Genomic DNA, 21,327 nt, shown 5'->3' with positions numbered 1-21,327 from the left:
ATTGCGGTGGTGTGGTGGCCACCCTGGGTGTTGTGTTTGCGGTGGATATGCTTCGCGATATCCACCCTACGGACCGAAGTGTTCGTAGGATGGAAGACCGCGAAGCGTCTTCCACGCGTTTGGTTACGGTTGAATCAATCCAGCAGCGCGACCGCAGTCGGTGCGTCTTCTCGGCCCTCGGCCAGCGGCTCGAATTCGTTGATGGCGTCGATCTCGGTGCCCATGGCGATGTTGGTGACGCGCTCGAGGATCACCTCGATCACCACTGGCACCTGGTGCTCGGCCATCCACGCCTGCGCCTGCTCGATGGCTGGGCGCAAGTCTTCCTGCCTGAACACGCGGATCGCCTTGCAGCCCAGACCCTCGACCACCGCGACGTGGTCGACGCCGTAGCCTTCCATGCCGCTTTGGTCGGCATTGATGTTCTCGAAGCCCAGCTGCACGCAGTAATCCATCTCGAAGCCGCGCTGCGCCTGGCGGATCAGGCCGAGGTAGGCGTTGTTCACCAGAATGTGGATGTAGGGCAGCTTGAACTGCGCGCCCACCGCCAACTCCTCGATCATGAACTGGAAATCGTAGTCGCCAGAGAGCGCCACCACCTTGCGGGTCGGGTCCGCCGCGACCACACCGAGCGCCGCCGGAATGGTCCAGCCGAGCGGGCCAGCCTGGCCACAGTTGATCCAGTGGCGCGGCTTGTACACGTGCAGGAACTGCGCGGCGGCGATCTGCGACAGGCCGATGGTGCTGACGTAGCAGGCGTCCTTGCCGAACGCGTTGTTCATGCACTGGTACACACGCTGCGGCTTCATCGGCACCGAGTCGAAGTGGGTCTTGCGCAGTAGGGTGCGCTTGCGCTCCTGGCAATCGGCGGCCCAGGCGTTACGATCCGGCAGCTTGCCCGCGGCCTTGCGCTCCTTGGCGACTTCCACGAACAGTTTCAGGGCGGCGCCCGCATCGGAAGTGATGCCGAAGTCCGGCGAGAACACCCGGCCGATCTGGGTCGGTTCGATATCAACGTGTACGAATTTGCGGTCCTTGGTGTAGACCTCGACCGAACCCGTGTGGCGGTTGGCCCAGCGGTTGCCGATGCCGAGCACGAAGTCCGAAGCCAGCATGTTGGCGTTGCCGTAGCGGTGGCTGGTCTGCAGCCCGCACATGCCGGCCATCAGCGGATGGTCGTCGGGGATCGAGCCCCAGCCCATCAACGTCGGGATCACCGGCACGCCAACGGTCTCGGCGAACTCCACCAGCAGCGCTTCGGCGCCGGCGTTGTAGATACCGCCACCGGCGACGATCAGCGGGCGCTCGGCGGCGCAGAGCATGTCGATGGCTTTCTCGATCTGCTTGCGGCTGGCTGCCGGCTTGTAGACCGAAAGCGGCTCGTAAGTCTCGACGTCGAATTCGATCTCGGCCATCTGCACGTCGAACGGCAGGTCGATCAGCACCGGACCAGGGCGGCCCGAACGCATGACGTGGAAGGCCTGCTGGAATACGCGCGGCACCAGGGCCGGCTCACGCACGGTCACCGCCCATTTGGTGACCGGCTTGGCGATGGACTCGATATCCACAGCCTGGAAATCTTCCTTGTACAAACGAGCACGCGGCGCTTGCCCGGTGATGCAGAGAATCGGGATCGAGTCGGCCCAGGCGGAGTAGAGGCCGGTGATCATGTCCGTGCCGGCCGGGCCCGAAGTGCCGATGCAGACGCCGATGTTGCCGGCCTTGGTGCGGGTGTAACCCTCGGCCATGTGCGAGGCGCCTTCGACGTGGCGGGCGAGGATGTGGCGGATGCTGCCGTCGGCGCGCAGGGCGGAATACAGCGGGTTGATCGCGGCACCGGGGATGCCGAAGGCGGTGTCGATGCCTTCCTTGCGCAATACCGCAACGGCGGCATCGATTGCTCTCATTCGGGCCATGGATCATTCCTCCTACGTTTGACTCGATAGTTTTTATACGTGGCCAAGCATGCAGTGCTGGAACCCAAGGCGGAATTGGCCGAAACTTCAGTTCTGTCGATATCAGGAGTATCGAATGGATCGCTATACGATGCTGAACAGCTTCGTGCTGGTGGCCGAGAACGGCAGCTTCGCGGCGGCTGCATTGAAAGAAGGCGTGACGCCGGTGGTGATGGGCCGACGGCTCGATGCGCTGGAGCGGCACCTGGGCGTAAAGCTGATGCACCGCTCCACGCGCGGGCTGGCGCTGACCGATCTGGGCGAGCAGTACCTGGATCGTGCCCGCGGGCTGCTCAAGGATTTCGACGAAGCGGACGCCAGCATCAGCAACGATCGCACTTCGGTACGCGGACATCTGGTGGTTTCGGCACCGGCCGCGTTCGGTCGCCGACATATCGGCCCACACGCGCCGGCGTTCCAGGCACGCTACCCGGACCTGCAACTGTCGTTCAACTTCACCGACAGCGTGGTCGATCTGGTCCGGCATGGCTATGACATGGGCATCCGCATTGGCGAAGTGACCGACCCCAACTACGTCGCCATCAAGCTGTTTCCCAATCGCCGCGTGGTCTGCGGTGCACCGGACTACTTCGAGCGCCAGGGCGTGCCGCGTACCCTGGAAGATCTCGCGCGGCACAATTGCCTGGCGTTCAACCTCCAGGGCGGCCAGCAGCGCGGCTGGACCTTTCTGCGTGACGGCAAGCAGGTCGCGGTGCGGGTCTCGGGCAACCTCGATTGCAACGATGGCGAGCTGCTTTTCGACTGGGTCAAGCAGGGCCTGGGCATCGGCTGGCGCTCGACTTGGGAGATCCAGGCTGAGCTCAAGCGCGGCGAACTGGTGACGGTGCTCGACGAGTTCGCGTTGTCGGCCTACGACATCCAGGCGGTCTACCCGCAGCAGCGTTATCTACCGGCCAAGGTGCGTTTCTTCATCGACTACCTAAAGACGATCTACAACGCGCCGGGGTATTGGGAGAGCCGCTGAGTCGAGGTGTACAGGCAGGTTCGTATGGCGCTTTGATGGGGGAAACCCATCATCGTGCCAGACGACACAGCGAACCACGCCACGCCGCCGCGAGTCACAACAAGGGTCATCCATCGGCGCGAGGCTACCCGTGGACTCCCTTAAAATTGCCACCTTCAACATCAACGGCATCCGCGCCCGGCGCACCAATCTGCTCGATTGGCTCGAGCGCGAGCAACCTGACGTGGTCTGCCTGCAGGAGCTGAAGGCGCAGGACGCCGACTTTCCCATCGACGATATCCGTGCGGCTGGCTACGGCGCGATCTGGCATGGGCAAAAGTCCTGGAATGGTGTGGCGATTCTCTCGCGCGGCGATGATCCGCTGGAGATCCGCCGCGGTCTGCCGGGTGATCCGGATGACAGCCATAGTCGCTATCTGGAGGCGGCGGCGCACGGCATCATCGTCGCCTGTCTTTACCTGCCCAACGGCAATCCGCAGCCGGGGCCGAAATTCGACTACAAGCTGGCCTGGTTCGAACGCTTGATCGAGCATGCGGCGGGGTTGTTCGACAATGGGCATCCAGTGGTGCTGGCGGGCGACTACAACGTGGTGCCCACCGACGAGGACATCTACAACCCGCGCTCCTGGCTCAAGGACGCGTTGCTGCAACCGGAAAGCCGCGAGTGCTATCGACGCCTGCTGGCACAGGGCTGGACCGATGCGCTGCGTGCGCAATACCCGGACGAGCGCGTCTACACCTTCTGGGATTACTTTCGACAGCACTGGCAAAAGAACTCCGGCTTGCGTATCGACCATCTACTGCTCAGTGCCGACCTGGCGCCACGCATGCTTGACGCCGGTGTCGATCGTTGGGTGCGCGATCAGGACCACGCCAGTGATCATGCGCCGACCTGGGTCAAGCTGGCCGCAGCTGATGCCGCGAATGAGCAGAAAAAGAAACCGGCCAAGCGCCGGTCGTCGTCCTCCGCCTAGCAACGTCGGAATGAGCGCTAGGCTCAAGACAGGGCTCTGCTGCGCGTGCCAGCCCCGTACCTGAGCATCAAACGCCACGACTCTTCCGCTGGAAGAGCGAACGGAGTACCCATCGATGAACCGGGATTCTGAACTAGTCGGCGGCAGCGAGTTGCTACAGCAGGTAGCGCGGGATGAACGGGTCAGTCTGTCCGTTGACGAGATACTGACCGAGGCCTTGTATACGGTCCGTCGCCATCTAGGAATGGAAGTCGCCTTCATTGGCGAATTTCGCGAAGGGCTGAGGGTGTTTCGCCATATCGACGGGAACCCTCGCGCGGTGGCGTTGACGGTCGGAGATGGCGGCCCTCTGGAAGAAAGCTATTGCCAGCGGATCGTCGATGGCCGCCTGCCGGAGCTCATTCACGATGCCGCCGAGCTCAAGGAAGCGTTGGCGCTACCGGAGACTCAGACGATACCGATTGGGGCGCATATGAGCGTACCGATCCGCTTCAGTGATGGCTCGCTCTACGGCACCTTCTGCTGCTTCAGTACGCAAGCGGATCAACACCTGGACCAAAGCGATCTGAGTACCATGCGCTTGTTCGCCACCTTTGCCGGCGGCCTTCTCGAGCGCAACGCACAGCGCGAACAGCTGCATCGTGACAAGCTCGAGCGCATCAAGGCGGTTATCGCGCGCCGCGATTTCTGGACGGTCTACCAACCCATTTTCCACCTGGCCGACGACACGATCGTTGGCTACGAAGCGCTGGCGCGATTTCGTGCCGAGCCCTACCGTTCACCGGATCTTTGGTTCGAGGAAGCCGGCGAAGTCGGGCTGCGCACCCAGTTGGAAACCCTGCTGCTGGAAACCGCCCTCGAAGGCCTGCGGCTGATTCCAGAAGATGTTTACCTGTCGCTGAACGTCTGTCCGGAAGCGTTGCTGGACGGTTCGGTGATCGATTTGCTCGCCAGGCAACCGCTGCATCGTCTGATGCTGGAGGTGACCGAGCATACCTCCATCGTCGACTATGTGCTGATCGCCGCTCAGCTCGAACCGCTCCGTCAGGCCGGGCTGCGTCTGGCGGTCGACGACGCGGGAGCCGGCTACGCCAGCCTCCGCCACATCCTCAAGCTCAAGCCTGACGTCATCAAGCTCGACCGGAGCCTGATCAGCAATGTCGACAGCGACAGCGATTGTTGCGCGATGGCCGCGGCGCTGATTCGCTTTGCCGACCAGACCGGCAGCAAGATCATCGCCGAAGGCGTCGAAACAGATGCGGAGCTGAAAGTGCTGCGCGACTTGAAGGTGACCAAGGCCCAGGGCTTCCTGCTGGGCATGCCGCTGCCGCTGGAGCACCCGGTAGGCTGAAAGCGGGGCCACTTACGCGCCGAGGGCAACCAGTCGAGTGCGGCGTGGTACTTCCCGACCAGGGCACCTACAATCCAGTCCAATTCATTCGCTGCGCTTCTTTGTTGCTGGAGCCATCAACTCTTCCCATGCATCGTCCTCGTCGCGCCCCGCTCTGGATAGCCGCTCTGGCGGTACTACTGCACCTGTTCGCGATGCCGCTGATGGGCGTCGGTGTGCGGGCAGCGGGCATGGCCGGGCACTGCCCGATGAGCGAGCCCGGCCGGCACGATTCTGGTCCGCTGGTTGCGCACGGGGACCACGCGCTGCATGCCGGCCAGGTGTCGTCTGAGGACGAACCCGCACCGGCGCCTGTTCATCATCTCGGCATGCCTTGTTGTTGCGCGGCGGGCGCGACGTCGCTGGCAGCGATTCCGGCCAGCACGCCCGAGCTGCACGAGCCACGGCGGTTGCGGATGGGCGTTCTTGCGCTCGTCACGGCGCCGCCCCTGTCACCGCGTTACCGCTGGCCCAGCCTCAATCCCCGCGCCTCTCCGTTCACCTGATCGTCATATGCACTGTTTTGAACCCGCCTGAGGCGACGTAGTACCGCGGGCGGTGGATCTGTCTCGCCAACCCGAGTGCCGGGTTGGTCTGCCAGGCGTAACTTCTCGATCGAGTGAATCTGCATGTCATCACCTATTTCCGGAGCCCGGCCCGAGGCCCCACCCCTTGTATCCGTGGCGCAGCGACCTTTGCTGGGGTTGCTGATTCGTTTGCATCTTCATGTGGGCCTGCTGGTTGGGCCATTTATCCTCGTCGCGGCGTTGAGCGGCTTGTTTTATGCGCTGACGCCACAGCTGGAGAGCCGGCTCTATGCGCAGCAGTTGTTCACCGATAACCGGGGGCCGACACTGCCCCTGGCGCGCCAGGTGGAAATCGCCCAGGCCCACGTCGGTTCGGCCGCGACACTGTCGGCGGTGCGCCCGGCACCGCAACCCGGCACCACCACGCGGGTGATGTTCAACGCCCCAGGACTGGCACCGTCGGAAAGCCGCGCCGTATTCATCGACCCGGTAACGGCCGAGATCCGTGGCGATCTGCTCGTTTACGGCACCTCTGGCGTACTGCCGTTGCGAACCTGGATCGATGGTTTTCATCGCAACCTGTTACTGGGGGAGGCGGGGCGGCTCTACAGTGAGCTGGCGGCGTCCTGGCTATGGGTTGCGGCGCTGGGTGGGCTGGCACTCTGGACGATCCGCCGTCAGCGTAATCGCACGTCGCGCGTGGCCAGCACGCAACGGCTGCGGCGCTGGCACGCCACGCTGGGGCTGTGCTTGCTGGTGGGCTTGCTGTTCTTCTCCGCCACCGGACTGACCTGGTCGCGCTGGGCCGGGGACAATATCGGCATCGCCCGGGCTGCGCTCGGGATGTCCACGCCGAGCGTCTCCACCGCGCTAACCGGCCAGGCGTCAGCCCCCGCGAGCGAACATGCTCATCACGCCGGGATGCCGATGGCTTCGGCCGCACCTGGCGACCCCGCGCTGTTCGACGCCGTGCTGGCCGTCGCGCGCCGCGCCGGGATCGATGCCTGCAAGCTGGAAATCGTTCCGGCGGCGGGCCCTGATCGAGCCTGGACGGTGACCGAGATCGACCGCAGTTGGCCGACGCAGGTCGATGCGGTTGCGGTCGATCCACGTTCGTTGACCATCACCGATCGCATCGACTTCGCCACCTTCCCGCTGGCGGCCAAGCTGACCCGTTGGGGAATAGATGCCCACATGGGCGTGCTGTTCGGCCTGCCCAACCAGCTGCTGCTCGCGGTCACTGCGCTCGGTCTGATCACGCTGGTGAGCTGGGGTTACCTGATGGGGTGGCGTCGCCGTGCGCCGGTGCGTAGCGCCGGGCTGCTGCAGGCGCTGCGCGATCTTTCACCGGCCGCCCGGATGACGACCGTGACGCTCGCGGTGCTGTTCGGCTATTGCCTGCCGGTGTTGGGTGGCAGCCTGCTGCTGTTTCTCCTCGCTGAGCTGGCCCTCGGCGGCAGGCGGCGCATCGACCGCGAGGCCGCGCGTTAGCCGGGCTGAACGATCAGTGTTCGGCGGCGGGCTGCTGCCAGCCCCCGCCGAGCACCTGATAGAGGCCGATGAGCGTGTTGATCTGGTTTTCGCGCAGCTGCACCGCGGTGAGTTCGGTGTTGAACAGGTTGCGTTGGGCGTCGAGCGTCTCGATGTAAGACGAATAGCCGGCACGGTAGCGATCCTCGGCGTAGGTCAGCGAACGCTCCAGCACCGCGCGCCGCGCCTCGACGCGTTCGATCTGCTGCTGCAGATTGCCCACCGCTGAAAGGCTGTCCTCTACGTCGGAAAATGCCTGGAGCGCGGCCGCGCGGTAGGCGAAGGCGGCCTGATCGCGCTGGGCGGTGGCGATGTTGACACCCGCTTCAAGGCGTCCGGCATTGAAGATCGGCGCGAGCACACTGGCGCCGAGGTCCCAGACGCGGACCGGGTCGTAATCCAGCGAATTGACGAACAGCAGGCCGATGCTCGCCGAGAGTTGTACCTGTGGCAGGAAGCGGTCGCGCTGGGCTTGCAGGTTGATATCGCTGGCGGCCAGCAGCAGCTCGGCCTGATGGATATCCGGCCGTCGCCTCAGCAATTCCGAGGGAAGTGCCTGCGGCACGGGAGGGGAGTGCAAGGCCGTGAACGCCTCGCCGCGTTGCGCCGGCCCCGGCAGCTCACCGATCAGCAGGCGCAGCGCATGTTCCTGTTCGCGGATCGCCTGTTGCAATTGAGGGAGCAACTGCGCCGCGGCTTCGTATTCCGATTGTGCCTGGCTCAGTTCCAACTGCGAGGTGTAACCGAGGCTGGCGCGGTCTTCGGCGACGCGCAGCGCCTGCTGCCGGGAGTCGACCGTCTCGCGAGTCACGTACAACTGGCGGTCCAGCGACAGCAGCGAAACATAGGCGCGTGCGGTGGTGGCGGCGACTGCCAGACGCACGGCATCGCGTTCGGCCTCGCTGGCCTGATATTGCAACCTTGCGGCGTCGCGCAGACGCCGCAACCGGCCCCAAATATCCACTTCATAGGACACCTGAAGCGAGGGCTGCCGCGCGGTGGTGTGGGCGATTCCAAGAACGCTCAGTTCGCGGGTGCGCTGCGCGCCCAAGGCAGCGTCGAGCGTCGGCAGCAAGGCGGCGCGTGATAGTCGGATCTGTTCGCGCGCCTGTTCGACGCGAGAAGCGGCGCTCAGCACATCGGTGTTGTTGGCCAGCGCCGCCTCGACCAGGGCCGTCAGCTGAGAGTCGCCGAACGCCGCCCACCAGTTCGCTGAAATTTCCGTTTTGCGGCCGGGAGCGTCGCGCCACTGTGCAGGCGGGGCGACGTTCGCCTCGGTTGGCGGCGGCTGGCGCGGTGGCATGCAGCCGGTCAGCGCGACCAGGAGTACGCAGGACGACCATTGGCGCAAAACACGGGAAGGACGAATCATTGCTCGCCGTCCGCGGTGGATCGCTCCTGCGCCGTAGTGCCGCCGGTGTCCACATGGGTAATCACCGACAGCCCCGGTCGCAGGCGTTGCGCGAGCGGCTGGTCCGGATCGATGGAGATGCGCACCGGCAAGCGCTGGACCACCTTGGTGAAATTGCCGGTGGCGTTGTCCGGTCGCAGAATGCTGAATTCCGAACCGGTGGCCGGCGCCAGACGCTGCACGCGACCGTTCAGGTGTGCGCCGTCCAGCGCGTCGACCTCGATTTTCACGGGTTGGCCGGGGCGCATGGCGAAGGTCTGGGTTTCCTTGTAGTTGGCGATCACCCAGAGCTGCTCCGGCACCAGGTAGAGCAGCTGCGAGCCAGCCGTCACGTATTGGCCCTGGCGTACCGTGATCTCGCTGACCTGGCCGTCGCGCGGCGCCTGGATCTCCGTGTTATCGAGGTCGATTTGTGCCCGCTTCAATGTGGCCTCGGCGATCTCCACCTGCGCCTGCAAACCACCACGGGACACTTCGCTGGCTTTCAAGGTCTGCTCGGCAATGGCGATAGCCGCCTGCGCCTGCTGCACCTTGGCCGCGGCGGCACGGGCGCCGGCGCGGATCTGGTCGCGTTCGCGGATGGAGACCGAGCCACGCTTGGCCAGCTCGTTGACGCGCTTTTCATCCGCGAGGGCGCGTAGCCGTTCGGCTTCGGCGGCAGACAGTTCGGCGCGGCGTGACGCCAGCGTCGCCTGATTCGAGGCCAGGGTCTGTTCCAGGTTCTCCAGTTCGAAGCGTCGCGCGGCGAGCTCGGCGCGGCGCTGCTCGACGGTCTGGCGATACTGGCGGTCGTCGATACGTACCAGTGGCTGGCCCTGTGCGACCTGCTCGAAGTCCTGCACCACTACCTCGGTGACGTAGCCGTTGACCTGCGGGGCGAGCACGGTGATCTGCCCGCGCACGTAGGCATTCTCGGTCACCGCCACCTGTCCACTGAACGGCCACAGTTGCCAGGCGTAGAGAATCGCCAGCACGCCGATCAATGCCACCAGCAGCATCAGGATGACCGAGCGTCGACTCGGTTTGATGGTCTTTGGCGGATCGTCCGGCGTCGGGCCGGCATCGGTAGCGGCCGCCGAAGGTTGGGGAGGCTGAGCCGTCTTGAGGTTTTGCTGATCCTCGGTTTGGGTGCGTTCGCTCATGGAGAGGCGGCGTTCCTGTTCTGCTGCGCGATGCGCAGGGTGCGATAGAGCGTCCAGCCGAACACGCCGATGGAGAGCATGCCGATCAGCCGGAATACATCATTGAAGGCCAGCACATTGGCTTCCCGCGTGGCCGCCTGACTCAGCTGCGCGGCGCTTTGCGCCTGGCGTAGTCGAGGGTCGGTCTGGCGTGGTGTCAGCGCCTGGTTCTGGGCCTGCAATCGGCCCGCGACCCGAGGGTCGCCGGGCACCACCTGCTCGGTCAGATGGCTGGAATGGTATTTCTCGCGCATCACCTGGTAGGTGCCGAACAGCGCTGGGGCTGCCAGGCCGCCCAAGCTCTGGGTCATGGTGAACAAGACGATGAAAGTCACCAGATAGTTCGGCCCGTTGCGCAGCGCCCGACCGATACCGGTGATCAGCAGCGGCCCGAGAAACATGCCGCTGGCGAATGCCAGCAGGCCCTGGCTGAGAAACATGTCGTGCGGGCGGGTCAGGTTGGTGGCGTCGATGTCGAGAAAGCTGGCGATGGCGATCAGCACGATCGACAGCAGGATCTGCGGGAAGGCCATGGCCGGGCTGAAGGTCATCGCACTGCCGGCAATGCCCATGATCAGCCCCAGCAGAATCACCGCATACAACGGCTGCAGTTGCTCGGTGCCCATGCCGAGGGTCTGCAGCAGGCCAACCGCGCCATAGGTCTGTTCGGACAGCAGCAGTCGCAGCATCAGCGCACCGAAGGCGAAACGCAGCATCTCGGCGGTACCCAGCCAGCGGGTGTGCAGCAGCGGATTGCGCCGGTGATGTTCGATCATGAAGGCCGCGCACATCAGCAGCAGCGCAGCGATCAGGGCGTAGCCCAGCCACGGCTGCTCGGTCCACCAAAGGATCCGGCCCTGCGCCAGCACCGCCGCGATCAACGCCAGGGCGGGGGCGAGCAGGGCGAAGGTCAGGAAGTCCAGCGGTTCGAAGACCTTGATGCGCTCGCCCAACGGCAGCTTGAGCACGACCACCGCCGCCAGCGAGCACAGCGCCAGACCGCTTTCGAACACGTAGAGGCGATGCCATTCGCCAAGAATCAGCAAGGCCGGCGACATCAGCCAGGCCAGCGGCGTGCCCAGCTGGGAAATGCCGAAGCCGAGGATCACCGCCTTCGGCAAGTCCGCCTTGCGAAACGCCTGGAGCATGTAGAACAGCCCCAGCGACGAGGTCGTGGCCGCGGCCAGGCCGCTGGCCGCGCGCACGAAGATGGCCATTTCGAGCCCTTCGACGAATACGTGGGCGATGCTCAGCGCCGCGTAGAGCGCCAGCCCGATCTCGGCGAAACGGCGCAGGCCGTACTGCTGGCGAAATTTGATCATCAGCAGGTTGGCGGAGACGTTGACCATGAAGTAGGCCGCTGGCAACCAGGCCGCCTCGGAGGGCGTCAGACCGAGATCGCCCTGGATGCTCGGCAGATTGGCGATGAACAACGCGTTGCCCAGGCCGCCCGTGAGGCCCACCAGTACGGCGACGCAGGCATAGGCGATGCGCACCGGCATCGGATGCAGCAGGATCGCCGGGGATCCGGGCATCGACGGGCGTTCATGGGGTTCCCAGCGAGGAACGGGTGCGAGGTATTGCGGCATGTTTTGCAGAACTCGACGGCTAGGGGCATGCACGGGCGTCTGCCGAGCCGGCGGACATCCTTTAGGACAGCCGCGGGCGCGAAATGATTGATTCTACCCGTGCCGCTCCGTTGGTCGCGATGAAAAATCGCCCTGTGCGGCGGGCCGGTCACTGGGCGGGGCGGCTGAACCTTTGCCGAAACGCGGCAGTCGACTCAACAGGTTGGCCGTGTTGTTACCGGCCTTTAACTGAGCCTCAGGAGGACCTTCAAATGGACACCAACGACACCATTTCCGTACTCAACGACCTCATCGAAACCAGCAAGGACGGTGAGAAAGGCTTCCGCGAATGCGCCGAAGACCTGAAGAATCCGCAGCTGAAAACCACCATGACCCAACGTGCGCAGGACTGCGCGACGGCTGCCGCCGAGCTGCAGCAACTGGTCAGGTCCCTGGGCGGCGATCCGGAAACCTCCACCAGCACGGCGGGCGATATGCACCGGCGCTGGGTCGATCTGAAGTCCGCGATTACCGGTCACAGCGACGAAGCGATTCTGAACGAGTGCGAACGAGGTGAAGACGTAGCACTCAAGAGCTATCGCAAAGCGCTGGAGAAAGACCTGCCGGTCGATATCCGTGCGGTTGTGGAGCGCCAGTTTCAAGGCGTGCAGCGCAATCATGACCAGGTGAAGGCGCTGCGTGACGCAGAACGCGCGCGCAGCTGATCCGGCGCGCCGATCAACCTGATCGACACGGCTCCCGAGTCCGACAACGCCCCGACCATTCGGGGCGTTTGCTTATCTGCCTGGTGCCCGGAGGCGACTACGCCTTGTTTCGACCCGCTGGTGCCGTCGCCACGCCTCACGTTCGTTAAACATCGGGAATGACTGTCCCAGCCCGGGCTGCACGGCGATTCGGTTCGGCTTGCTAGCCTCCGGCTCGTCTGCTGCCCACCGGCAGCAATTTCGTTGCGAGCTGCTAAGCTAAACCCCTTCGTTTTCCTGAGAGCCGGCTGCCATGAATTCATTCATCACTCCTCCGGCCGATGACACCGGTGCCCAGCGTGCCGAACTGGCGCGGCTGGTCGATGGCTTCGTCAGCGGTGACGGCATGCATCCGACCATCATCGAACCGCTGCACCTGATCCGTTGCGAGACACCCGGCGAGATGACCTATGGCGTACACAAGCCGGCGTTGTGCATCATCGTTCAGGGCGGCAAAGAAGTGCGTCTGGCCGATGAACTGTATTGCTATGACCCACTGCATTACCTGGTGGTGTCGGTGACGTTGCCGGTGGCCGGTTGTGTGGTACGGGCCTCGAGCGCGGAGCCTTATATTTGCATCCGCCTGGATATCGACCCCCCGTTGATCGCCGGGCTGATCAGCGAGGCCGAGCCGCTCATGGCGAGCAGCGAGCCGGACGGGCGCGGCCTGTATCTGGACCGCATCGATGCGCCGCTGCTCGATGCCACCCTGCGGTTGGTCCGCCTGCTTGGCAACCCGAAGGACATTCCGGTGCTGGCACCGTTGGCCTTGCGCGAAATCTTCTATCGGTTGCTCTGCGGACCGCAAGGTCGGCACTTGCGGGACATAGCGCTGCAGGGCAGCCAGTCGCACCGGGTCAATCGCGCCATCGAATGGCTCAACCACAACTACGTCGAGCCGCTGCGCATCGATGAGCTGGCGAGCCGGGTCAACCTCAGCAGTTCCAGCCTGCATCATCGCTTCAAGGCGCTGACCGCCATGAGCCCGCTGCAGTATCAAAAACAGCTTCGCTTGCAGGAGGCCCGGCGCTTGCTGATGACCGAAGGTCTGGAAGTCTCGGCAGCCGGCTATCGGGTCGGCTACGAAAGCCCTTCGCAGTTCAGTCGCGAATACAGCCGGCTGTTCGGCGCCTCGCCGGTCAAGGATATGGCGCGTTTGCGCAGCATCGCCTGATCAGCGCGAGGCGTTCGCCAGCCCCAGCATTCAGCGCAGCGCCGCCACCTTGCCGCGTGCCGCGTGCAGCTTCTTGTAGCTGTCGATCAGGCGCAGGTGGCGATCGAGTCCTTCCAGCTTGGTGCTGGTGGGCGTCAGGCCGAAGAAGCGCACGCTGCCGTCGACCGAGCCCATCGCGGCGTCCATCCGCTCGTGGCCGAACAGGCGACGGAAGTTGGCTTCGTAGTCATCCAGCTGCATCTCGTCATCCAGGGCCACTTCGAGCACCACGTTCACGGCCTGATAGAACAGCCCACGCTCGACCGTGTTGTCATTGAACTGCAGGAAGGCTTCGACCAGCTCCTTTGCCTCTTCGAGCTGGTTCAGGGCGAGATGGGTCAAAAGCTTCAGTTCGAGAATCGTCAGCTTGCCCCATGCTGTGTTCTCGTCAAATTCGATCCCGATCAGTGTGGTGATGTCGGTGTAATCATCCAGTTCACTGTCTTCGAGACGCTCGACCAGTGCTTTCAGGCTGGCATCGTCCAGCCGGTGCAGGTTAAGGATGTCTTCACGGAAAAACAGTGCTTTGTTGGTGTTGTCCCAGACCAGATCTTCTACCGGGTAGATTTCCGAATAGCCGGGCACAAGAATCCGGCAGGCCGTTGCGCCTAGCTGGTCATACACGGCCATGTACGCTTCCTTGCCCATGCCTTCGAGAATCCCGAACAGCGTGGAGGCCTCCTCGGCGTTGGAATCTTCGCCATGCCCGGAAAAGTCCCACTCGATGAACTCGAAATCAGCCTTGGCGCTGAAGAAGCGCCACGACACCACACCGCTGGAATCGATGAAGTGTTCGACAAAGTTGTTCGGCTCCATCACAGCCTGGCTTTCAAAGGTCGGCTGGGGCAGGTCGTTCAAACCTTCGAAGCTGCGGCCCTGCAACAGTTCGGTGAGGCTCCGCTCCAGCGCCACCTCGAAACTCGGGTGCGCCCCGAACGAGGCGAAGACACCGCCGGTGCGCGGGTTCATCAGGGTGACGCACATCACCGGATATTCCCCGCCCAGCGACGCGTCCTTGACCAGCACCGGAAAACCCTGCTCCTCCAGCCCCTGGATGCCTGCCAGGATTGCGGGGTATTTCGCCAGCACTTCCTGGGGGACATCAGGCAGGGCGATTTCGCCTTCGAGGATCTCGCGTTTGACCGCGCGCTCGAAAATTTCCGACAGGCACTGTACCTGCGCTTCGGCCAAGGTATTGCCGGCGCTCATGCCGTTGCTGAGAAACAGGTTTTCGATCAGGTTGGAGGGGAAGTACACCACTTCGCCGTCCGACTGGCGCACAAAGGGCAACGAGCAGATGCCGCGCTCGACGTTGCCCGAATTGGTGTCGTACAGGTGTGAGCCGCGCAGCTCGCCATCAGGGTTGTAGATCTCCCGGCAGTACGTATCGAGTATTTCTGCCGGCAACGCATCTTTGCGGCCCGGCTTGAACCAGCGCTCGTCGGGGTAGTGCACGAAATCGGCATGGGCGATGTCTTCGCCCCAGAACTGGTCGTTGTAGAAGAAGTTGCAGTTGAGCCGCTCGATGAACTCGCCCAACGCCGACGCCAACGCGCTTTCCTTGGTCGCGCCTTTACCGTTGGTGAAGCACATCGGCGAATGCGCATCGCGAATATGCAGCGACCACACGTTGGGTACGATATTGCGCCACGACGCGATTTCGATCTTCATCCCGAGGCCGGCCAGAATCTCTGACATGTTGGCGATGGTCTGCTCGAGTGGCAGATCCTTACCGGCGATGTAGGTGCTCGCGTCGGCCGCGGTGTCGGGTAGCAGCAGCGCCTGGGCGTCTGCATCGAGATTGTCCACTTGCTCGATGACGAACTCCGGCCCAGTCTGCACCACCTTTTTGACCGTGCACCGCTCGATGGAACGCAGGATGCCCTGACGGTCCTTGTCGGAGATGTCCGCCGGAAGCTCGACCTGAATCTTGAAGATCTGCTTATAGCGGTTTTCCGGATCGACGATGTTGTTCTGCGAAAGGCGGATGTTTTCGGTCGGGATGCCGCGCGTCTGGCAGTACAACTTGACGAAGTAAGCCGCACACAGCGCGGAAGAGGCCAGGAAATAATCGAACGGGCCTGGCGCTGAGCCGTCGCCCTTGTAGCGAATCGGTTGATCGGCTACCACCGAGAAATCATCGAACTTGGCTTCAAGCCTGAGGTTGTCGAGAAAGTTAACTTTGATTTCCATGGGCGATACCAGAACAACACGATTTGGCCGCCCATTATCCGGTTTATCAGCCTTGCGTGCGTGATTTTCCAGCCTGGCGGTCTGTGCAGCCTCTCGCTCCCCGAATATCAGCGCTAACACGAATGCACGGTAGTGACCCGCCACGACCTCGTCGTCCCAAATGGCTACGAGGATTAGAACTCGTTCTTTCGTGCCTTCCGTCAGTGGGAAAGCCGTACGCTTGCTACCTGGCGAAAGCAGCAAGAGGCTCAAAGAAAGGCCTGAGCGCGCCCATTTTCGCCGCGACGGACGTGACGGGGACACCGCTGCTGCCCGTCTGTCGCAGTCATCTCCAGCACTTGGGCTCAGCGTGACGAGGCGTGCCTTTTGCCCGCCTGCAACTCGAACGCGATACTCCAGTTGTGCAGCGGATAGGGTTTGTCCACCAGTGCGGCGATGTTGGCTTCGCGCGGCATGCCTTCGTCCGGCAAGTATTCGTAGCGGGCGTCGGCCTGGCTCGGGTCGCTGTCGCGTAATTCACCGGCGCCTCCAACCGCATGGCTGGCATAGCGGATGCGCGGCGTGCCGACCAGATCGCGGCCGGCATTCAGGCGCACAACCGTGTCGGCGACGATCTCCACGGCTTCGATCGGCACCTCGCCCTGCTCGTCGATCAGGATGAAGCCGCGGTTCTCGATCGGCCGTGCCTGATGGCCGAGATAGGGTTGGTCGAATACCAGCGGCGGGGACGGCACATGGAAGTCAATGAGTATTTCGCGATCTTCGTAAGTGGCGCCGCGCGGCGACAGCGGTTGCCAATTGCGGCCCTCTATCACCACCTGGTGATAGACCTTGCCGAGCATCTGGCCGAACCAGCGATAACCATTGGCCGACAGGTGAGTGCCCTTGTCCACGTAGGGATAAACCGGCCCGGCGAGGTACCAGTTCGGCTCCTCCTGCGCCAGTTCCCACTGCGCCATGCCGATGTCGAGGCTGCCATTGACCACCGACGATTTGGCATCGGTCTGGTAGCTGATGAACGCCGGCATCCGCTGCTGTCCGGCGATCGCCTGCGCGGTATCGGCGTTCAGGTCGTCGCGCAGCTGGCGCAGCATCTTCTTGTAGTAAGCCTTGTCGTTGATGCCACCCTGGGTCTGCGAGTAGTCGTATTCACCCTGCAGCCAGAAGAAGGCGCTGAGGCGGTAGCTGGCGCCTTGCGCGTCAGCGATCTGCTTGGCCTGGTCGACCGCCTGCAGCACCCGTCGATACTCGTGGGTGCCGCCGACCTTGGACAGCTGCGCGATGGAGCGCCCGGAGGTGGACGCGTTGCTGGCCACGAACAGGTGCTCGGGGTCGGCTGCGACGCCGTGCTTTACGAGATAGAGGCGGCGGGCCATATTCAACGCGCCGACTTCCACGGATTCGCCTTCCTCCTGCGCATGCTCGTCCAGTCTCGCCACCGACCGGCCATCGAGGATGACCTTCGGATCGCGCTTGAGCTGGACAACGGCCCTGAGCGGCTTGAACGCGAATTCGCCGACCGGTACGAATCGATCGCCGCTGAATGTCGCCGAACGCACCGAGTCGCCCAGCATCAGATTGTCGTACTTCGGCTGTTTCGACAGCGCCGGCCAGCCTTCGGCGGCCGAGGCCAGGGACTGACCGTAAGTGACGATGTGGTTGTATCTGGCCGTCGGCGCCGGTGCGCGATGATTGGGGGATGCCATGAGCTGCTCGCTGAAACGCTTGTTCTGCGCGTCGCGGGTCGCCAGAGAGGCGTCGTCGGCCAGCGATGACGCAGAGGTGCTCAACAGTACGGCGGCGACCGTTGCGTAAGTGAAGGGCCAGGCGGTGAGGAGCTGTGCAGGCATGCCATTTCCTTTGTTGAACTGCAACCAGGCCCTGTGCCAAACAGGTTCGGACCGGGTCGTTTCGGAATTGGCGTTCGACGGTGAAGGCTGTGCTTAGTTCGGCTTCGGCTCGCCGAGGCGGTATTTCGACGTTTCGTTCAGTGACGTGATGAGGCGAGCGGCTGAGGGGCGTGCCGTGGCGCGGGGGCATTGTCCATCGCGTCTTTGATCGCCTGCGCGAGTTCTTCCAGTCGATAGGGTTTGGCCAGTACGTAGACACCTTCCTCATCGGCGGTTTTTTTCGCGGCTTCGGCGTAGCCGCTGGTGAGCAGCACCGGAATGTCGCGGTGTTTCGTACGGATCTCTCGTGCCAGCTCCACGCCGTTCATACCGCCGGGCATCATCACGTCGGAGAAGACGATATCCACCTTGCGTCCGTTTGCCAGGGCGCCCAGCGCCGCCGCGGCACTGGTGGCGAGGGTCACGGTGAACCCCAGGTGTTGGAGCATTTCGCCGACCAGTGCCGCGACCGCTTCGTCATCGTCGACCAGCAAGACATTGCCGGCCGAGACCTGCGCCGCGACCTCCACTTGCATGCCTGCCTGGCCAGGTGCGTCCGGGACGGATGTCGCACGGGGCAGTAGCAGCACCACGCTGGTGCCCCGTTCACACTCGGTATCGATCCAAACCGTGCCGCCAGACTGCCGGGCGAAACCATAGACCTGCGCCAGGCCGAGGCCGGAGCCCTTGCCGATTTCCTTGGTGGTGAAGAAGGGGTCGAATACACGTCCGCGTACATCGTCCGGGATACCGGTGCCCGAATCGATCACCGCCAGGCGGACAAAATCGCCTCGCTGGCCCAGCACCTGCTCGTCTGGTGCATTCGAGGCCTGCAACAGGATCGTGCCGCCTTCAGGCATGGCATCGCGGGCATTGACCGCCAGGTTGAGGATTACCAGCTCCAGCTCGCCGGGATCGACTTCCACTGGCCACAGATCGGCGGCGAACTGCACCTCGACGTGCACATCGCCACGCAGGCTGCGGTCGAGCAGCTCGCGCATCCGGCTGATGCGATGGGCCAGATCGACCGCCTCGGGTGCCAGCGACTGCCGCCGCGAGAAGGCCAGTAGCTGGCGGGTCAGGGCGGCGCCACGCTGTGCGGCCTGGCGCATGCCGTCCATCAGACGCTGGCGGCGATCTGGATCGGAGCGGCGATCGAGCATGTCGAGGCCGCCAGCGATAACCATCAGCAGATTGTTGAAATCATGTGCGATGCCGCCGGTGAGCTGCCCGATGGCCTCGATCTTCTGCGTTTGACGCAATGTTTCTTCGATGTGGGCACGTTCCACCATTTGCGTGCGCAGCTCGACGTTGGCCTGCTCCAGTGCCCGGGTACGTTCGACCACCAGCGCTTCGAGCTCATGCGAGGCCTGCTCGCGGGCCTCGATCAATGCGCGGACCTCGTACTGGCGAAGGCGGCCGCGTATGGCCGCCTGGACGGCGCTGGTGAGGGTGATGCTTTGCACCGGGCGTTCGAGCAGAGAGACGTTGCGCAACGCCGCGACCAGGCGTTGCCGCCAGGCACTGACCGCCGGCTGTCGGTGCTTGCTGGTCAACACCACGAACGGAAAGTCGGACCAGGCCGGTTGTGCATCGACCCACGCACCCAGGGCCTTAAGGTCCTGGCCGAACAAGGCCTCTTCGGCGATGAACACCGCGTCGGCATCGTGTTCGGCGCGCTCCAGCACCTCGGCGACGCTGTGGCAGACATCGGCAGCCATCCCGCTGCGGCGCAGCAGGTCGGCCGTTGCCGGGCCGTCCCTGCCGATGGGTGCGAAGACGACTACTAATGGGCTTTCTCGCTTAGGCGTCGTCATGCTCGTCTTTCATGAGAGGGCTGGCATCGCCGGTGTACGTCGGCGTGCCCAAGAATATGCCGCTGAAGTGCACGAGCGGCAGTCCGACCTTGATGCCGGAAGCGCCAAGGCGAAACTCCCGGATGCTGTTTTCGTGGCGTCCGCTGCGCTTTTTAACCACAGACATCGCGCGCCGGACGACGCCGGCATGCTCGAAGTAGCGCAGCATGATAACCGCATCACTGAGATAGCTGATATCGATGGGCGTATCCATCGGTCCCACCAGGCCGTGCTGAGCGAGCACCATCACGCTGATCACACCTTTCTGACCCAGATAGCTCAGCAGCTCGTGCATTTGCAGGATCAAGAAACGGCCATCGGGCATGGCGTTCAGGTAGCCGTTGAGGCTATCCAGTATCACCAGTTGCGCCCCTTGCTCCTCGACGCTGTGCCTCACGGCGGCGGTGAACTCGCCGGGCGACAGCTCGGCGGGATCGATCTGTTGCAGGTGCAGCAGACCGCGTTCGATCCAGGGTTCGAGATCCAGGCCGAGCGCTCGAGCGCGCGCCAGCAGCGTGCCGATGCCCTCGTCGAAGATGAAAAACGCCACGTGCTCGCCGCGCTTGCAGGCCGCTGCGGCAAAACCCAGTGCCACCGAGGATTTACCGACGCCGGCCGCTCCGATCAGCAATGCGTTGGTGCCACGTTCCAGACCGCCGCCCAGCATCTTGTCCAGTTCGTCGTTGCCGCTCGAGGTGAATTCGCCGACGAACGGCGAGTGGTGTTCGGCGGCGATCAGGCGCGGGTAGATCGCCAGGCCGCCGGTCTTGATCGTGAAGTCGTGGTAGCCGCCCCGGAATTTGATGCCGCGCATCTTGATCACCCGCAGGCGTCTACGCTCCGCGCCGTAATCAATGGCCAACTGCTCCAGCATCACCACCCCGTGTGAAATCGAGTGGAGTTGCAGATCGCCGCTTTCGGAGGTCTGGTCATCGAGCAGGATCACCGTGCAACGGCGCGTGGTGAAGAAGTGCTTGAGCGCCAGGACTTGTCGGCGATAGCGCAGCGGGCTCTGCGCCAGCAGACGCATTTCGGACAGGCTGTCGAAAATAACCCGGGTCGGGTTGGTTGCGCTGACGCGGTCGAAGACCTGTTTGGTGGTCTCGCTCAGCTCCATCTCGGCCGGATGCAGCACGGTCAGTTCGAGCTCGGGGTCGAGGGCGTCTTCGGGCGTCACCAGCTCGAAAACATCTATACCATCGAGCGTCCAGCCGTGACGCTTGGCGACGAGTTCCAGTTCCTTCTTGGTTTCCGAGAGCGTTATGTAGAGCACTCGCTCGCCATGGCGTACACCTTCGAGAAGAAACTGCAGAGCGATAGTGGTCTTGCCGGAGCCTGGGCTGCCCTCGTAGAGATACATTCGATTAGGGTCCAGTCCCCCACCGAGGATGTCGTCGAGGCCTGCGCTGCCAGTCGAGATACGAGGGCATTCGTCATCGGTCGTCGGCAACTGATCAAAGGAATCGGTCATTCCATACTCCTTACGCAGGGCTCCAGGCGGAGGCTGCGTGTCCTTGTTCCAAGCTTCGTGACGTATGGCAATGAAGCAGCTGGAACACGCCCGTAAATGCCGCGTGGCGGTCGGGCAAAAAGCCCCTTCAATCGGTTCGCCGATGGCTCTGACGAAGCTTCGCATAGATGCTGCCGGCAGGCGATAACCGAGGGGCACCGTCCTCTAATCCGACTGGGCTTTCGTCGCACCGTTCCCCTTCCCCCTGCCGTTAGCGGTCATCACCGGAACGCTGTCATAGGCGCTAGGCCACGTCGTAGAGCCGTTCGGATGTCGTTTCGCTTGTAAGGTGCGAGTGCACCGCCTGCGCTGCGCCGATGCAACAGATCGTAATCATTGGCGCTTGGATCGCCTGACCGGCTGGCCCATGATCGGGCTTTGT

Annotated in this window: 15 protein-coding genes; 7 read left to right on the top strand and 8 right to left on the bottom strand. The window is 63.4% G+C overall.

Annotated features, from left to right (window positions below):
- Window positions 1-134 precede the first annotated feature (134 nt).
- On the bottom strand, window positions 135-1,916 hold the full coding sequence (gcl, locus tag MCB86_RS10020; protein WP_239610778.1) for a glyoxylate carboligase: 1,782 nt from the start codon (window positions 1,914-1,916) through the stop codon (window positions 135-137).
- 115 nt (window positions 1,917-2,031) lie between these two features.
- On the opposite strand from gcl, the gene MCB86_RS10015 reads away from it, so the two are divergent.
- From MCB86_RS10015 to MCB86_RS09995, 5 genes are all read left to right on the top strand, one after another.
- Window positions 2,032-2,940 carry a LysR family transcriptional regulator gene (locus tag MCB86_RS10015; RefSeq protein WP_045161063.1) on the top strand — a complete coding sequence of 303 codons (909 nt, stop codon included), beginning with the start codon at window positions 2,032-2,034 and terminating at the stop codon, window positions 2,938-2,940.
- A 130-nt stretch (window positions 2,941-3,070) separates the two neighbouring features.
- Window positions 3,071-3,913, top strand: a complete 843-nt coding sequence (xth, locus tag MCB86_RS10010) for an exodeoxyribonuclease III (RefSeq protein WP_045161064.1) — start codon at window positions 3,071-3,073, stop codon at window positions 3,911-3,913.
- Between the two features lie 115 nt (window positions 3,914-4,028).
- Window positions 4,029-5,264 (top strand): EAL domain-containing protein, encoded by a 1,236-nt coding sequence (locus MCB86_RS10005; protein WP_045161065.1) that lies wholly within the window; start codon window positions 4,029-4,031, stop codon window positions 5,262-5,264.
- Window positions 5,265-5,392: 128 nt separating this feature from the next.
- Window positions 5,393-5,809, top strand: coding sequence for a hypothetical protein (locus MCB86_RS10000; RefSeq protein ID WP_045161066.1), 417 nt, complete (start codon window positions 5,393-5,395; stop codon window positions 5,807-5,809).
- A 123-nt stretch (window positions 5,810-5,932) separates the two neighbouring features.
- Entirely contained in the window at window positions 5,933-7,321 is a 1,389-nt protein-coding gene (locus MCB86_RS09995) for a PepSY-associated TM helix domain-containing protein (protein ID WP_239610777.1), read from the top strand.
- A 13-nt stretch (window positions 7,322-7,334) separates the two neighbouring features.
- Here MCB86_RS09995 and MCB86_RS09990 read toward each other — a convergent pair whose 3' ends face one another.
- From MCB86_RS09990 to MCB86_RS09980, 3 genes are read right to left on the bottom strand one after another with little or no spacing between them, the layout of a single operon-like run.
- Entirely contained in the window at window positions 7,335-8,732 is a 1,398-nt protein-coding gene (locus tag MCB86_RS09990) for an efflux transporter outer membrane subunit (RefSeq protein ID WP_239610776.1), read from the bottom strand.
- Entirely contained in the window at window positions 8,729-9,913 is a 1,185-nt protein-coding gene (locus MCB86_RS09985) for an HlyD family secretion protein (protein WP_239610775.1), read from the bottom strand. Before MCB86_RS09985 ends, MCB86_RS09990 begins: the two co-directional genes overlap by 4 nt.
- Complete coding sequence (locus MCB86_RS09980; RefSeq protein ID WP_239610774.1) at window positions 9,910-11,487, bottom strand: MFS transporter; 1,578 nt, start codon at window positions 11,485-11,487, stop codon at window positions 9,910-9,912. Before MCB86_RS09980 ends, MCB86_RS09985 begins: the two co-directional genes overlap by 4 nt.
- Before the next feature lie 305 nt (window positions 11,488-11,792).
- Between MCB86_RS09980 and MCB86_RS09975 the strand changes: the two genes are divergently transcribed.
- Both MCB86_RS09975 and MCB86_RS09970 read left to right on the top strand, forming a co-directional pair.
- Window positions 11,793-12,245: a PA2169 family four-helix-bundle protein gene (locus tag MCB86_RS09975; protein ID WP_045161070.1), complete on the top strand. Its 453-nt coding sequence runs from the start codon at window positions 11,793-11,795 to the stop codon at window positions 12,243-12,245.
- Window positions 12,246-12,537: 292 nt separating this feature from the next.
- Entirely contained in the window at window positions 12,538-13,458 is a 921-nt protein-coding gene (locus MCB86_RS09970) for an AraC family transcriptional regulator (RefSeq protein ID WP_045161071.1), read from the top strand.
- 30 nt (window positions 13,459-13,488) lie between these two features.
- Here the strand turns inward: MCB86_RS09970 and MCB86_RS09965 are convergent, their stop codons facing one another.
- The 4 genes from MCB86_RS09965 to MCB86_RS09950 all read right to left on the bottom strand — a co-directional run bounded on the left by MCB86_RS09965 (window position 13,489) and on the right by MCB86_RS09950 (window position 20,906).
- Window positions 13,489-15,690, bottom strand: coding sequence for an OsmC domain/YcaO domain-containing protein (locus MCB86_RS09965; protein ID WP_239610773.1), 2,202 nt, complete (start codon window positions 15,688-15,690; stop codon window positions 13,489-13,491).
- 344 nt (window positions 15,691-16,034) lie between these two features.
- On the bottom strand, window positions 16,035-17,540 hold the full coding sequence (locus tag MCB86_RS09960; RefSeq protein ID WP_239610772.1) for a sialate O-acetylesterase: 1,506 nt from the start codon (window positions 17,538-17,540) through the stop codon (window positions 16,035-16,037).
- Window positions 17,541-17,677: 137 nt separating this feature from the next.
- Window positions 17,678-19,396, bottom strand: a complete 1,719-nt coding sequence (locus tag MCB86_RS09955; protein ID WP_239610771.1) for a response regulator — start codon at window positions 19,394-19,396, stop codon at window positions 17,678-17,680.
- A complete protein-coding gene (locus MCB86_RS09950; RefSeq protein ID WP_045161075.1) occupies window positions 19,383-20,906 on the bottom strand; it encodes an ATPase domain-containing protein in 1,524 nt (507 codons plus the stop codon). Before MCB86_RS09950 ends, MCB86_RS09955 begins: the two co-directional genes overlap by 14 nt.
- Window positions 20,907-21,327: the final 421 nt, after the last annotated feature.

The sequence above is a fragment of the Pseudomonas sp. KSR10 genome, assembly GCF_022355455.1.
Lineage (GTDB): Bacteria > Pseudomonadota > Gammaproteobacteria > Pseudomonadales > Pseudomonadaceae > Stutzerimonas > Stutzerimonas stutzeri_E.
The sequence above is the reverse complement of the archived record's forward strand: the minus strand, read 5'-3'. Positions and strand labels throughout refer to the sequence as shown.